The organism is Kribbella sp. CA-245084 (assembly GCF_050942355.1).
GTDB lineage: Bacteria > Actinomycetota > Actinomycetes > Propionibacteriales > Kribbellaceae > Kribbella.
In genome coordinates this window covers 9,019,451-9,032,454 of the sequence record NZ_CP192053.1, presented here as the reverse complement: position 1 = coordinate 9,032,454, position 13,004 = coordinate 9,019,451, and the positions used below count along the sequence as shown (strand labels likewise).

General features: G+C 67.5%; 14 protein-coding genes. 8 read left to right on the top strand and 6 right to left on the bottom strand.

The genetic code is table 11. The features are described from left to right. Window positions 1-27: 27 nt before the first annotated feature. Both ACQPYH_RS43415 and ACQPYH_RS43410 read right to left on the bottom strand, forming a co-directional pair. Window positions 28-1,629: a sensor histidine kinase gene (locus ACQPYH_RS43415; RefSeq protein ID WP_432884203.1), complete on the bottom strand. Its 1,602-nt coding sequence runs from the start codon at window positions 1,627-1,629 to the stop codon at window positions 28-30. After that, window positions 1,626-2,318, bottom strand: a complete 693-nt coding sequence (locus ACQPYH_RS43410) for a response regulator transcription factor (protein WP_432884200.1) — start codon at window positions 2,316-2,318, stop codon at window positions 1,626-1,628. Before ACQPYH_RS43410 ends, ACQPYH_RS43415 begins: the two co-directional genes overlap by 4 nt. 116 nt (window positions 2,319-2,434) lie before the next feature. Here ACQPYH_RS43410 and ACQPYH_RS43405 point away from each other — a divergent pair, with 116 nt between their 5' ends. Further along, a complete protein-coding gene (locus ACQPYH_RS43405; RefSeq protein WP_432884198.1) occupies window positions 2,435-3,427 on the top strand; it encodes an acetamidase/formamidase family protein in 993 nt (330 codons plus the stop codon). On the opposite strand, the gene ACQPYH_RS43400 is transcribed toward ACQPYH_RS43405, so the two are convergent. Then, entirely contained in the window at window positions 3,420-4,394 is a 975-nt protein-coding gene (locus tag ACQPYH_RS43400; RefSeq protein WP_432884196.1) for a TIGR03560 family F420-dependent LLM class oxidoreductase, read from the bottom strand. The two genes, ACQPYH_RS43405 and ACQPYH_RS43400, sit on opposite strands and share 8 nt — an antisense overlap. Further along, the gene (locus tag ACQPYH_RS43395; protein ID WP_432884193.1) at window positions 4,391-5,287 is read right to left on the bottom strand and encodes a DMT family transporter; all 897 of its coding nucleotides are present in this window, start codon (window positions 5,285-5,287) and stop codon (window positions 4,391-4,393) included. The genes ACQPYH_RS43400 and ACQPYH_RS43395 overlap by 4 nt, the downstream gene beginning before the upstream one ends. A gap of 86 nt (window positions 5,288-5,373) precedes the next feature. Between ACQPYH_RS43395 and ACQPYH_RS43390 the strand changes: the two genes are divergently transcribed. Further along, window positions 5,374-5,817: an Lrp/AsnC family transcriptional regulator gene (locus ACQPYH_RS43390; protein WP_432884191.1), complete on the top strand. Its 444-nt coding sequence runs from the start codon at window positions 5,374-5,376 to the stop codon at window positions 5,815-5,817. Between the two features lie 81 nt (window positions 5,818-5,898). Then, window positions 5,899-7,110 (top strand): pyrophosphate--fructose-6-phosphate 1-phosphotransferase, encoded by a 1,212-nt coding sequence (locus tag ACQPYH_RS43385; protein ID WP_432884189.1) that lies wholly within the window; start codon window positions 5,899-5,901, stop codon window positions 7,108-7,110. On the opposite strand, the gene ACQPYH_RS43380 is transcribed toward ACQPYH_RS43385, so the two are convergent. Together ACQPYH_RS43380 and ACQPYH_RS43375 are read right to left on the bottom strand one after the other, a co-directional pair. Next, entirely contained in the window at window positions 7,107-7,517 is a 411-nt protein-coding gene (locus tag ACQPYH_RS43380; RefSeq protein WP_432884186.1) for a low molecular weight protein-tyrosine-phosphatase, read from the bottom strand. The genes ACQPYH_RS43385 and ACQPYH_RS43380 overlap by 4 nt on opposite strands. After that, window positions 7,517-7,903, bottom strand: coding sequence for a phage holin family protein (locus tag ACQPYH_RS43375; RefSeq protein ID WP_432884184.1), 387 nt, complete (start codon window positions 7,901-7,903; stop codon window positions 7,517-7,519). Before ACQPYH_RS43375 ends, ACQPYH_RS43380 begins: the two co-directional genes overlap by 1 nt. Before the next feature lie 103 nt (window positions 7,904-8,006). On the opposite strand from ACQPYH_RS43375, the gene ACQPYH_RS43370 reads away from it, so the two are divergent. The 5 genes from ACQPYH_RS43370 (at window position 8,007) to ACQPYH_RS43350 (ending at window position 13,000) form a co-directional block, all read left to right on the top strand. Next, window positions 8,007-9,122 carry a DUF4185 domain-containing protein gene (locus ACQPYH_RS43370; RefSeq protein ID WP_432884182.1) on the top strand — a complete coding sequence of 372 codons (1,116 nt, stop codon included), beginning with the start codon at window positions 8,007-8,009 and terminating at the stop codon, window positions 9,120-9,122. Then, the gene (locus tag ACQPYH_RS43365; RefSeq protein WP_432884180.1) at window positions 9,119-9,826 is read left to right on the top strand and encodes a FadR/GntR family transcriptional regulator; all 708 of its coding nucleotides are present in this window, start codon (window positions 9,119-9,121) and stop codon (window positions 9,824-9,826) included. The genes ACQPYH_RS43370 and ACQPYH_RS43365 overlap by 4 nt, the downstream gene beginning before the upstream one ends. Before the next feature lie 180 nt (window positions 9,827-10,006). Beyond that, window positions 10,007-11,281, top strand: a complete 1,275-nt coding sequence (locus ACQPYH_RS43360; protein ID WP_432884177.1) for an ABC transporter substrate-binding protein — start codon at window positions 10,007-10,009, stop codon at window positions 11,279-11,281. Then, window positions 11,278-12,204 (top strand): carbohydrate ABC transporter permease, encoded by a 927-nt coding sequence (locus ACQPYH_RS43355; protein ID WP_432884174.1) that lies wholly within the window; start codon window positions 11,278-11,280, stop codon window positions 12,202-12,204. Before ACQPYH_RS43360 ends, ACQPYH_RS43355 begins: the two co-directional genes overlap by 4 nt. After that, window positions 12,191-13,000: a carbohydrate ABC transporter permease gene (locus ACQPYH_RS43350; RefSeq protein WP_432884172.1), complete on the top strand. Its 810-nt coding sequence runs from the start codon at window positions 12,191-12,193 to the stop codon at window positions 12,998-13,000. Before ACQPYH_RS43355 ends, ACQPYH_RS43350 begins: the two co-directional genes overlap by 14 nt. The last annotated feature ends 4 nt before the right edge of the window (window positions 13,001-13,004 follow it).

Genomic DNA, 13,004 nt, shown 5'->3' with positions numbered 1-13,004 from the left:
TCCTCTGAAGGATCTGTCAGGAACCTTTCAGCGAGTCTGGGTCGCTGCGTGCGGCAGCCACAGGGTGAACTGCGCCCCTGCGCCGGGGACGTTCCGGGCGTAGATCATGCCGCCGTGCTGCTCGGCTGCGTGCTTCACGATGGCCAGGCCCAGGCCTGAGCCGGGGCGGCTGCGGGCCTCGCTGGAGCGGTAGAAGCGCTCGAAGACGTGTGGCAGGTCCGACTCGGCTATGCCCGGGCCGGAGTCTGTGACTGTCAGTACGCCGTCCAGCAGGCGGACCGTGACGTGTCCGGCAGGCTGCCCGTCGCTGCGCTGCTCCGCGTCTTCGGGGAGGCTGTACTTTGCGGCGTTGTCGAGCAGGTTGGTCACAGCCCGCCCGAGTAGCCGCTCGTCACCCCACACCGGGAACGGAGTGATCTGCACATCCCACTCCAGTCCGGGTGCGCGGCGGCGTACCTTCATCACCGCATCCTCGACGACGTTGGAGAGCTCGATCAGCTCCGCGTTGCGCACCTGGGGTGTGTCGCGAGCCAGCTCGGTCAGGTCGCCGATCAGCGTGGTCAGCTCGTCCATCTGGGCGCGTACGTCGTCCAGCAGCTGCTGGCGATCCTCCGGCCGGAGTCCGCCGCGTTTGTCCGCTTGTGCGAGCAGATCGAGGTTGGTGCGGACGCTGGTGAGCGGCGTACGCAGCTCGTGCCCCGCGTCACCGACAAGCCGGCGCTGCCGGTCGCGCGACTGTGCGAGCGCGCCGAGCATCGCGTTGAACGCCATCGCGAGACGAGAGATCTCGTCAGTTCCGCCCACCGGGATCGGCTTCAGGTCCTCGGTCCGCGCTACATGCTCGGCCGCGCCGGTCAGCCGCGCCAACGGTCGCAGACCGGACCGCGCGACGGCGTTGCCGGCCAGCGCGGCGCCGATCACACCGATCAGCCCGAACGCCCACAGCACGACGCCGAGGTTGTGCAGGGTCTCGTCGATCGGCCCCAGCGACTGCGCGACAACGAGCGCACCGGGTTGCAGAAGGTCCTGGTCAACGGCGCACTGGCGGCTGTAATCGACCGGACAGAACCGAGCGGGCACCGCGACCACACGGAAATGGGTGCCGCCGTTGCGGACGCCGACCGTTCGCAGGCTGGCCTGGTCGCCCTGGTTCTGGGCGATCTGCATCTCGTCGACGCCCATCGGCGGCAGGGGACTGTTCACCGGGGCGTACTTGTCGCCGTCCGCGCTCAGCACGCCGACGCGGATGTCGCTCAGACCGAACGCGTCAGCAGAGGCGTTCTGGAGGTTGTAGAGGTTGGTCAGGACGCCCTTCTGGGACGCCTGGACAGCTCGTTGCGTGAGGCTGTTGTCGAGGTTCTGGTACATCTGCTGGCGCACGGTGATGTACGCCGCGACGCTCACGATCGCGACCGCCAGGCCCACCGCGACCGCGGCGAGCAGCGTCACGCGGGCGTGCAGGCTGAGCTTGTGGAGGGTGTCGTTCCACCAGGTCTGGGTGCGGGCAGCCGTCGCCGCAACCCGGTTTCCGTTGCCATTGGCAACAGGCTGCGCGGGTTGTTGCGGTTGCGGCGGCTGCTTCGGTCGTCCGGCGTACGACGGGAACTCGTCGGGGTGTTGCTGACTCACGGCGGGGTGTCCCTCAGCACGTACCCGATGCCGCGGACGGTGTGGATCAGGCGGGGCAGGCCGTTGACCTCGGTCTTACGGCGCAGATAGCCGATGTAGACCTCGAGCGAGTTCGCTGTCGTGGGGAAGTCGTAGCCCCAGACCGCGTCCAGGATGACCGCGCGCTCGAGCACTCGGCGCGGGTTGCGGATCAGCAGCTCAAGCAGCGAGAACTCGGTCCGGGTGAGCTGCATCGCGACGTCGCCCCGGTGCACCTCGTGCGCGTCGACGTCGACCACGAGGTCGGCATACTGCAGCACCTCGCCGCGCTGGCCGCCCTCGCCGGGCGTCGTACTACGGCGCAGGAGCGCGCGCAGCCGGGCCAGCAGCTCCTCGAGCGCGAACGGCTTGGTCAGGTAGTCGTCGCCGCCGGCGTCCAGGCCGTCGACCCGGTCCGCGACCGCGTCCCGCGCGGTCAGCACCAGGATCGGGACATTGTTGCCCGCGGCCCGCAAGGCCTTGGTGGTCTCGAGCCCGTCCAGCCGGGGCATCATCACGTCCATCACGATGACGTCCGGCTCGACGTTGCCGATCACCGCGAGCGCCTCGGCGCCGTCGGACGCGGTCACCACCTCGAAGTCGTTGAACTCCAGCGAACGGCGCAGCGAGTCCCGGACCGCCCGGTCGTCGTCCACCACCAGTACCCGCATCGTCTGCCCCGCTCCGCTCGAAGTTCCGAAATCGAGAGTAAGTCGCTTCTGTGAGAATCGCCTGAGAACCCGCTGATCGGTAGCCCACTACCTCCTGGACACCTTAGGTTTCAGAGGTGGACGTCATCGAATTCACGCCTGAGCCCGCCGAGTACGCCTGGACCTTCGGCGGAGTGCCGCCGATCCGCAGGATCCGGCCGGGTACCGCCCTGCGGTTGTGGACCGAGGACGCGTACTGCGGCACGCTCCGGAGCACAACGGATCTCGCCAGCGCCTCGCTCAAGATGCCGTACGTGAACCCGCAGACCGGGCCGTTCTACGTCGAGGGCGCCGAGCCGGGAGACACCCTGGTGCTGCACCTCGTCGAGCTGACGCCGGCCCGGAGCTGGGGCGTGTCCGCGACCATCCCGTACTTCGGCGGTCTGACCAGCACCGACCGGACGGCGACGCTCCAGGACCCGCTGCCGGAGCGGACCTGGATCTACGAGGTCGACTCGGACAAGCAGACCGTCGGGTTCCAGGCGCAGGGCAGTGACCTGGAGATCGCGCTGCCGCTGGAGCCGATGCTGGGAACGGTCGGTGTCGCGCCGGCCGCGGGTGAGGTTCGCTCGGCGCTGGTGCCGGACATGTTCGGCGGCAACATGGACACCCCGGAGATGCGCGCGGGTGCGACGTGTTACCTCAACGTCAACGTCGAGGGCGCGCTGTTCTCGGTCGGTGACGGCCACTACCGCCAGGGCGAGGGCGAGTCCTGCGGGACCGCGGTCGAGGGCGCGATGAACGTGGTGCTGATCGTCGACCTGCTCAAGACGCCCGGACCGGTCTGGCCGCGGATCGAGAACGACGAGTACCTGGCCGTCGTCGGGTCGAGCAGGCCGCTCGAGGACGCCTGGCGGGCCGGCCAGGTGGACATGGTCCACTGGCTCGGCGACCTCTACGGACTCGACAAGCTGGACGCGTACCAGTTGCTGAGCCAGGTCAGTGAAGTCCCGCTGGCCAACGTCGTCGACGTCAACTACAGCGTGGTCACCAAGATCCCGAAGCGCCTACTCCCGGCGGTGACGGTGTACGACGGCATCCACCAGCACCTGCGCTCCGCGTTCAGCTGAACTGCCGTACGACGTCCTCGGCGTAGCGCTGCATCGGCTCGTGGTCGTACGCGACGCCGGGGATGTACGAGATCACGTAGTCGACCCCTGCCTCGGCCAACTGCTCGATGTGCTCGCTGAGCTCCTTCGTCGTGATCACGTCCGCTAGCACGTGGGACGTGCCGCCGGAGCCGATCTCCAGGAACTCCTCCAGGCTGTACCGCCCGCGGGCCTTGGCTGTGGCCGTTTCCGGATCGGCGCCGGACTCGATCGGGAACACGTTCAGGCTGGTCGACTTGATGATCTCGTCGTAGTCGCGGCCGACCTCCTCGCAGTGCTGCCGGAGGATCGCGAGCTTGTGCTTGATGACGTCGACGCGTCCGGTGCCGAAGTTGCAGGCGTCGCCGTACTTTGCAACTAGTCGCAATGTGACGCGTTCACCGCCGCCGCCGATCCAGAGCTTGGGTTTGCGCCGCGGTACGACGAACGGCTTGTCGACCGAGTGATACTGCCCCTCGAACACCACGTCGTCCTCGGTCCACAGCCGGTGCAACAGCTCGATGGACTCGACGAACGAGCTCATCCGCTCCTTCTGACTCGTCCACGGATAGCCGTAGGCCTTCCACTCGTGCTCGGACCAGCCGGCGCCCAGTCCGGCGTACATGCGCCCGTGGCTCGCCACATCGACGGTGGCGGCCATCTTGGCGACCAGTGCGGGGTTGCGGTACCCGTTGCAGCCGACCAGTTGGCCCAGGTTCACCCGCGAGGTGTCACGCGCCAGAGCGGCCGTCGTGGTCCACATCTCGAAGACGGTTTCGCGGACGGGCTCAGGGACGGTGTGGAAGTGGTCGAAGAGCCAGATCGAGTCCCACGGACCTGCGTCCGCTGCTTTGGCCACTGCGGTCATGGCCTCCCACTGTTCGACCGGGTCTGCCAGCTCGACCAGATCCATCCGCCAGCCCTGCGGTACGAACACTCCGAACTTCATGCACTCCTCCGAGAGATTGCGACCCCAGTCAGGCACAGCGCCCCACCGGCCAGCGCAAGCACGGCAGGGGTCTCGCCCAGGAACAGCCAGCCGAGCACGATCGCTACGACCGGTACGGCGTACACCGTCACGCCCATGCGTCCCGCACTGGTACGGCGGAGCGCGAAGGCCCAGGTGGTGAAGCCGAGAGCGGTGGGGAAGGCAGCCAGGTACACGACCCACCAGATGGTTGATGCGTCGGCAGTGCGGAGCTCATCGACCAGCGTGGGCGCGAAGGGCAGGCAAACGACCGCACCGATCGTGCAGGCGAGCCAGGTGACCTCTGCGGCAGGCAGTCGGCTCAGCAGTGGCTTCTGTGTGACCACGCCGACGGCGTACGAGATCGCAGCGATGACGCAGAGGACCACGCCCCAGGTCTCGGCGCGGCCGCTGGAGGTCGACGTACCGATGATGACGATGCCTGCGAACGCGACCAGGCCGCCGATCACCAGCTGCCGCGGGAAGCCCTCGCCGAGGCCCAAGCCCGCGAGTACGGCGATCAGCAGCGGGGCGATGTGCACGAGCATGGCCGACGTACCGGCGTCGAGACGGCGCTCGGCCTCGTTGAGGGCGATGTTGTAGACGCCGAACCACAGCACTCCGCAGGCGATCAGCGGCAGCCAGTCGCGCTGCGAGGGCCATCGGCGTACAGCCGTCGGCCGGGAGCGGGTGAAGAGCAGTACGCCGAGGAAGATGCTGCCGAGTCCCAGCCGGGCCAACGAGAGGGCGCCGGCGGAGATCTCGGTGCCGACGTGCCGGATGGCGACGAACGACGAGGCCCACAGGACGACGGTCACGGCAGCGGCGCCGGTGGCGAGACCGGTCCGGGGCGGGGCTTCTGCGAGGGTTGTCACGGTCACTACAGTAGGAACGGAGTCTGCGAGTTTCCATGGCAGATCGGAGCCTAGGAGGCGTTTTGCTTACCGAAACGAGAAGCCAGATGCTGGATGAGCTCAATACCCGAATCCTGGACGAGCTGATCGCAGACCCCCGGCTGCGGACCACCGAGCTGGCGCGCCGGCTCGGCGTCTCCACGCCGACGGTGCGGGAGCGGGTCGCGCGGCTGGAGGAGTCCGGCGTGATCCGCGGGTACCGCGTCGACATCGACCCGGCGGCGCTCGGCCGGCCGGTCGCCGCCTGGGTGCGGCTGCGGCCCGGGCCGAACCAGATCCCGAAGATCATCGAGCTGGCCGGACGTACGCCGGAAGTCGTCGAGTGCCACCGGATCTCGGGTGAGGACTGCTTCCTGATGCGGGTCCAGGTCGCCGAGATCGCTGCGCTCGAGGACGTTCTGGACAAGTTCCTGGTGCACGGCCAGACCACCAGCTCGTTCGTGGTCTCCACCCCGGTCCCGCCACGCAGCGTGCCCTTGTCCGCTGGGTGAACCCCAACCACCGCCGAGAGTGGTCTGCATCACTAGTCTGGTGGGCGACTTCAGCGACGTTCCCCGGAAGGACCCTGGCCCATGGCTGCCGACAAGTCTGTCCGCAGAGTTGCCCTGCTCACCGCCGGCGGGCTCGCGCCCTGCCTGTCGTCCGCCGTCGGCGGGCTGATCGAGCGCTACACCGAGGTGGCGCCCGACGTGGAGATCATCGCCTACCTGAACGGGTACCACGGCCTGCTCAGCGGCCGGTTCCTCGACGTGACGCCGGAGGTGCGGGAGAAGGCGTCGCTGCTGCACAAGTTCGGCGGCAGCCCGATCGGCAACAGCCGGGTGAAGCTGACCAACACCGCGGACCTGGTCAAGCGCGGCCTGATCCAGGACGGGCAGAACGCCCTCCAGGTCGCCGCCGAGCGGCTGGTCGCGGACGGTGTCGACGTACTGCACACCATCGGCGGCGACGACACCAACACCACGGCCGCCGACCTCGCGGCGTACCTGCACGAGCACGACTACGACCTGACCGTGGTCGGTCTGCCGAAGACCATCGACAACGACGTGATCCCGATCCGGCAGAGCCTGGGTGCGTGGACCGCGGCGGAGCAGGGCGCGCTGTTCGCCCGCAACATCATCGCCGAGCACAGCTCGAACCCGCGGATGCTGATCGTCCACGAGGTGATGGGCCGGAACTGCGGATGGTTGACCGCGGCAACGGCTCAGGAGTACCAGCAGTGGGTCGACGAGCAGGAGTGGAACCCGGGCATCGGCCTGGACAAGGCCGGCTGGTCGGTGCACGCCGTGTACGTGCCGGAGGCAACGATCGACCTGGACGCCGAGGCCGAGCGGCTGCGCAAGGTGATGGACTCCGAGGACTGCGTCAACATCTTCCTGTCCGAGGGCGCCGGCGTGCCGTCGATCGTGGCCGAGCTGGAGGCTCGCGGCGAGGGCGTCCCGCGGGACCCGTTCGGGCACGTGAAGCTCGACACGATCAACCCGGGCGCGTGGTTCGCGAAGCAGTTCGCGGAGCGGATCGGCGCCGAGAAGACGATGGTGCAGAAGAGCGGGTACTTCAGCCGCTCGGCCGCGTCCAACGACCGCGACCTCGCGCTGATCAAGGAGTGCACCGACTACGCGGTCGACGCGGCGCTGCGCGGTGAGAGCGGTGTGGTCGGCCACGACGAGGAGCGCGGCGACGAGCTGCGTGCGATCGAGTTCCCGCGGATCGCCGGCGGCAAGGAGTTCGACCCGACGGTCGACTGGTTCGTCGGCCTGAAGTCGGGGATCGGCCAGAGCTAGTGAGTGAGGCGGCCGACCCACTGGTCGGCCGCCTTCTCGATCTGTGCGAGGACTTCGTCGAAGCCGTCGTCCTCGCCGTAGTACGGATCGGGTACGTCGTCCGCCGCGAACAGTTGCGCCGTCGCACCCCGGCGGCTCAGCTCGGCGACATGTCCCGAGTCCATCGCGAGGGTGAGATCCGCGGCGCGCTCGAACCGGCGAGCCCGGTGCGCGCTGCCGTCGTACCCGCGCCGGCGCAGTGCGGCCGCGGCGCGTGGGTCCATCCGGTCGCCGACGTGCCAGCCGCCGGTGCCTGAGCTGGTCACCTCGACGTCGTCGATCCCCGCCTCGGCCAGCTTGGCCCGCAGTACCACCTCGCCCATCGGCGACCGGCAGATGTTCCCAGTGCAGACGATCTCGACCTGCACTAGTGAACTTCGGCCTTGTCCGGCAGGACGACGTTGATGATCATGCCGACGACGGTGATGATCAGCGCGCCGAGCAGCGCGGACCAGAAGCCGTCGACGTGGAACTGGACGTCGAGCTTGCCGGTGATCCAGGACGTCAGCCACAGCATCAGGGCGTTGATCACGAAGGTCAGCAGCCCGAGCGTGAGGATCAGCAGCGGGAGCGACAGCAGCTTCACCACGGGCCTCACGATCGCGTTCACGACACCGAAGATCGCGGCGACGATCAGCAGCGTGAGCACGCGCTTGCCGGTGGTCGCGCCTTGCAGGGTGATGCCGGCGACGAGCCAGCTCGCCACCGCCAGCGCGACCGCGTTGGCCAGCAGCCTGATGATCAAGTTCTTCATGCTCCCGATCCTCCCACTGACCCGGTAGCAGCACGCTCGGTACACACCCTGATCCGTCCCTGGGTCTTGACACGGAAAATGACCAAGTGACATGATCATTTTCATGTCACGCCCACTGGTAGCAGTTGTCGCGTTGTCTCTCACGGCAGCGGGCCTCGGTCTGCCCGCCGCCTCCGCCGCCTCAGCCACCCCGTCGAGTTGCAGCGCGGTGAGCACGAACTGGACCGCCCGGACGACCCCGCACGCTGCGCCCGAGGGGCTCCTCAACGCCTACAGCAACACCGGGAAGGGGTGGACCGGAGCGGACAGCACGTACTCCGTCGCACTCCCCGGCGGACGCACGGCGTGGATCTTCTCCGACACGTTCCTCGGACCGGTGAACCCGGACGGCAGTCGCCCGACGACGGCGCCGTTCGTCAACAACTCGTTCGTGATCCAGCAGGGCAACAACCTGAAGACGGTCACCGGCGGTACGCCGACCAACCCGACTGCGCTCATCCCGCCGCCGTCCGATGGCTGGTACTGGGTGGGCGCCGCGCAGACGAGCCACGCCGGCCGTGACCTCGACGTGGTCGCGCTGCGCTTCGTGAAGACCGGCACCGGTCAGTGGGACTGGCACTGGGCCAGCAACTACCTCGCCCGCTTCGACAGCAAGACGTTCAAGCTCAAGTCGCTCACCCCGCTGCCGTCGGCTGCGAATGTGCAGTGGTCCGGCTGGCTGCTGCGCGACCGCGGCTACACGTACATCTACGGGGTTGAGGACCTGGGCGCGTCGAAGTACCAGCATGTCGCTCGCGTTCGTGGTGATGATCTGACTGCGAAGCCGTGGGAGTACTGGACCGGGTCCGGCTGGTCGTCCGACGAGGCCGCCTCGGCCCGCGTGCTCGAGGGCGTGGCCAACGAGCACAGCGTTACCAGCTTCAAGGACGGCTACCTGCTGGTCACGCACGACACCAATGAGCTGTTCAGCAAGCGTGTCGTCGGGTACTTCTCCTGCTCGCCGACCGGTCCGTGGGTCAAGCCGGTCGAGCTGTACCAGACCCCGGAGACCAGCGGGAACATCATCACGTACAACTCGCACGAGCACCCGGACCTGCGCCGCGGCAACGAGCTCCTGGTCAGCTACAACGTCAACAGCCTCGTCAGTGACGACCTGTACGGCGATGTGAGCATCTACCGGCCGCGGTTCCTGGCCGTGACGCTGGCGGCCGCCAAGTGAGCACTCCGGGTGGCGTCGTACGCCGCAGTCTGCTGGACGATCTGGCGACGTCGATGCTTTCGCTGATCGCGGACCGGAAGCTGGCGGTCGGCGACCAGTTCGAGTCGGTGCGGTCGCTGGCCGAGCGGTTCAAGGTCGCCGTACCGACGGTCCGGGAGGCGCTGCGCCGACTGGAGGCGACCGGCGCGGTGGAGCTGCGGCACGGCTCCGGGGTGTACGTCGGCCCGAACGTCGGCCGCCTCGTACTGGCCAACCCCCTGGCGCTGGCACCCAGTGCGGACCGGTTGGTCGAGCTACTGCAGGCTCGCGCGCTGATCGAGCCACCTGTTGCCGCACTGGCCGCAGCGACGCGTGGAGCGGCCGCACTCGAGCAGATGGAGCAGGACCTGGCCACTGCGGCAGAGCTGATCGCATCCGGCGACCATGCCCGGCTGGCCGAGGTGAACATGGACTTCCACCGCTCGCTGGCCCAGGCGTCCGGCAACGCGACTCTGGCCGAGGTGGTCGAGTCGGTGACCGTCGTGAACGCCCGGGAGCAGCTGGAGATCCTGCACATCCACGGCGACCGGCAGGCCGACCTGGACGAGCACCGCGCCATCTACGACGCGATCCGCTCCGGCGACTCAGACCTCGCCGAACTGCTCACCCGCGAGCACCTCGACGGCGTACTGGCCGTCATCAACCAACGACTGGAAGTGCCGTGAGGCGGGGCTCCTTCGGCGCTTGCGGCGCCCAGGCACGCACCTCGCGGCACTTGCCCAGCGCCCACGATGCTCCGCATCGAGGCCACTGACCAAGCACCGCGATGCACGCACCTGAACACCGCAATCGCTCGAACGAGCCCCGCCTCACGGCACTAGCATCCCTGAGCTGGAAGGACACACATGACTTACCGGAAGATGTGGACCGCCTTGGCGGTTGCCGGCGCGCTCGCGCTCTCGGCCTGCGGGGGTGGCGGTGCTGCCGCCCCGAAGAAGGGCGAGGACAAGCCTGTCGACTCGTTGAAGTTCTACAACGACAAGGGCGGCTGGAAGGACGCCTTCACCCAGGTCGGCGCGGCCAGCAAGAAGGACATCGGTGTCGGCATGCAGCCGGTCGGGTACTCCGACTCGAACACGTACACCGCGTTCATCCGGTCGTCGTTCCGGACCAAGGAGAAGGCCGACCTGTTCACCTGGCACACCGGCAAGGAGCTTCAGGATCTGGTGGACCAGAAGCTCGTCGCCGACACCACCGACCAGTGGACCAAGGCGATTGCCGACGGCAACATTCCCGAGCAGCTCAAGCAGTACTTCACCTACGGCGACAAGCAGTACTGCGTGCCGCTGAACGCCGGCTACTGGGTGATGTACTACAACAAGGCCGTCTTCAAGAAGGCCGGCATCACCGACACGCCGAAGTCCTGGGCGGACATGCTCAAGGACGCCGACAAGCTCAAGGCGATCGGGGTCAAGCCGTTCTACCAGACCAACATCCTGTTCTCGTTCGTCTGGTTCGAGACGCTGCTCGCGGGCAAGGACCCCGACCTGTACGACGCGCTCGCCGCCGGCAAGGCGAAGTACACCGACCCGGGCGTGGTCGACGTGATGAACGAGTGGAAGAAGATGATCGACGCCGGGTACTTCAGCGACCCGGGCTCGAAGACCGAGCCGCAGGCGCAGTTGAAGAACGGCGACGTCGCGATGATCAACTTCGGCACCTGGTTCAGCGGCAACCTGAACACGCTGAAGATGAAGGCCGGCACCGACTACGACTTCTTCGTGATCCCGAACGTGAACCCGTCGCTGCCGAAGACGTCGATGATCTTCGAGACCGGTCCGGTCTGCTCGGCCGCGGCCAGCGACCACGCGTCGACGGTGCAGAAGTGGACCGACTGGTGGGTCACGCCGCAGGCGCAGACCGCGTGGGCGAACTCGCGCGGCGACCTGTCGTTCAACCCGAAGGCCGAGGTCAAGGACCCAGGCCTGGCGGCGCTGAACAAGGACGTCGGAGGTGACGGCTACCGGCTGATCAACCGCTGGTTCGAGGCGACGCCCGTACCCGTTGCGAACAAGGCGCTCGAGGTGTTCGGCGCGTTCGTGACCAAGCCGGGTGACCCGATGCCGGGCCTGCAGAAGATCCAGGCCGAGGCGGACGCGTACTGGGCCAAGCAGAAGTGACTTCCACGATCGAACGGCCACCGGTGAAGGTCCGGGCGAGCACTCAGCGCCCGGACCGGACCGGGGCCCGCATGGCGCCGCTGTTCGGGCTACCGGCTGCCGGCGTGGTCGCACTGCTGCTCTACCTGCCGTTCCTATGGACGACGTACGTCAGCTTCACGCAGTACGACGGACTGGCGTCGCCGGTCTGGACCGGGCTGGCGAACTACAAGGCGATGTTCAGCGACCCCGATCTGACCGGGGCGCTCGTCAACACGCTGCTGTGGGTCGTCGGCATGGTGACGCTGCCAGTAGCACTCGGGCTGCTGATCGCAGTACTGACCTATGGGCACAAGTGGGGCACGTGGCTGCGGCTGCCGTTCCTGCTGCCGTATGCGATCTCCGGTGTGGCTGTCGGCGTCATCTGGGGCTTTGTACTGCAGCCGGACGGCGCACTGGGTCAGGCACTCGGCTTCTTCGGGCTGCCGGGTGCGCACACCGGCTGGCTGCAGGCAGGTCCCGGCAACACGCTGATGATGATCGTCGCGGTCACCTGGCAGGCAGCCGGCGTGAATGCGTTGCTGTTCGTCGTCGGGTTGCAGTCCATCCCGGGTGAGCCGCTCGAGGCTGCGCGGCTGGACGGTGCGGAGGGGTTCAGTCTCTTCCGCCACCACCTGTGGCCGCAGCTCCGCCCGATCACCACGGTGGTCATCGGGCTGTCGATCGTCGGCAGCTTGAAGACGTTCGACGTGGTGTGGGTGATGACGCAGGGCGGTCCAGGTACGTCGTCCGAGACGCTGGCGCTGTCCATGTACAAGGAGACCTTCGTGCTGAACGACTACGGCCAGGGTGCGGCGATCGCGCTGTTCCTCAGCCTGGTCACGTTCGCCGCGTCGATTCTGTACCTGCGCTATCAGTTGGGGGACGCCCGTGAGCAGGGTTAAGACCGCGTTCCTGATGGTGCTGGGCCTGATCTGGCTCGCGCCGGTGTACCTGCTGGTCGTCAACGCGTCGAAGTCCGTCGACGGGTACGACGCCAAGACGGTCTGGAAGCCGGCCGGCTTCTCGCTGTTCTCGAACTTCGGGGACGCGTGGAGCAAGGCTGCGCTCGGCGACACGTTGGTCGCGACGACCATGTACAGCGTGATCGCGCCGGTGCTCGCGGTGCTGATCGGCTCGGCCGCCGGCTACGCGATCGTCGTACTGCGGTTGAAGCGTGGGTTCCTGTGGTTCGTGTTCATCTTCGGCGGGACGATCTTTCCGCTGCAGATGATCCTGATGCCGCTGTTCTCCGGGTACGCGAACTCCGGGCTGTACGACACGCGGGTCGGGATGATCATCGTGTACACCGCGATCAGCGTGCCGTTCTCGGCGTTCGTGATGCGCAACTTCTTCACCGGGATCGCGCGCAGCGTGTTCGAGGCCGCGGTGGTCGACGGCGGCGGGCTGTTCCGGATCTTCCGCAGTATCTACCTGCCGATGGCGGGGTCCGCGCTGGCCGCGATCTTCATCCTGCAGGCGACCTTCGTGTGGAACGACCTGCTGCTCGGGCTGACGCTCTCGCAGTCCGACTCGGTCCGGCCGATCATGCCTGCTTTGACGGGACTGCAGAGCACGTACGGCGGCGCTTCGCTGCCGACTGTGCTTGCAGGCGGTCTGCTGGTCTCGCTGCCCACAGTCATCTTGTTCCTAGCCGCCCAACGCTTCTTCTCCCGGGGCCTCGCTCTGGGTCAGTTCTGAAAGG

Excerpts from the sequence above, each read along its gene's own strand:
- ACQPYH_RS43410 (WP_432884200.1), bottom strand. The coding sequence starts at position 2,318 with ATGCGGGTACTGGTGGTGGACGACGACCGGGCGGTCCGGGACTCGCTG.
- ACQPYH_RS43390 (WP_432884191.1), top strand. The coding sequence starts at position 5,374 with ATGCTGGATGAGCTCAATACCCGAATCCTGGACGAGCTGATCGCAGAC.
- ACQPYH_RS43375 (WP_432884184.1), bottom strand. The coding sequence starts at position 7,903 with ATGAAGAACTTGATCATCAGGCTGCTGGCCAACGCGGTCGCGCTGGCG.
- ACQPYH_RS43360 (WP_432884177.1), top strand. The coding sequence starts at position 10,007 with ATGACTTACCGGAAGATGTGGACCGCCTTGGCGGTTGCCGGCGCGCTC.
- ACQPYH_RS43370 (WP_432884182.1), top strand. The coding sequence starts at position 8,007 with ATGTCACGCCCACTGGTAGCAGTTGTCGCGTTGTCTCTCACGGCAGCG.
- ACQPYH_RS43400 (WP_432884196.1), bottom strand. The coding sequence starts at position 4,394 with ATGAAGTTCGGAGTGTTCGTACCGCAGGGCTGGCGGATGGATCTGGTC.
- ACQPYH_RS43385 (WP_432884189.1), top strand. The coding sequence starts at position 5,899 with ATGGCTGCCGACAAGTCTGTCCGCAGAGTTGCCCTGCTCACCGCCGGC.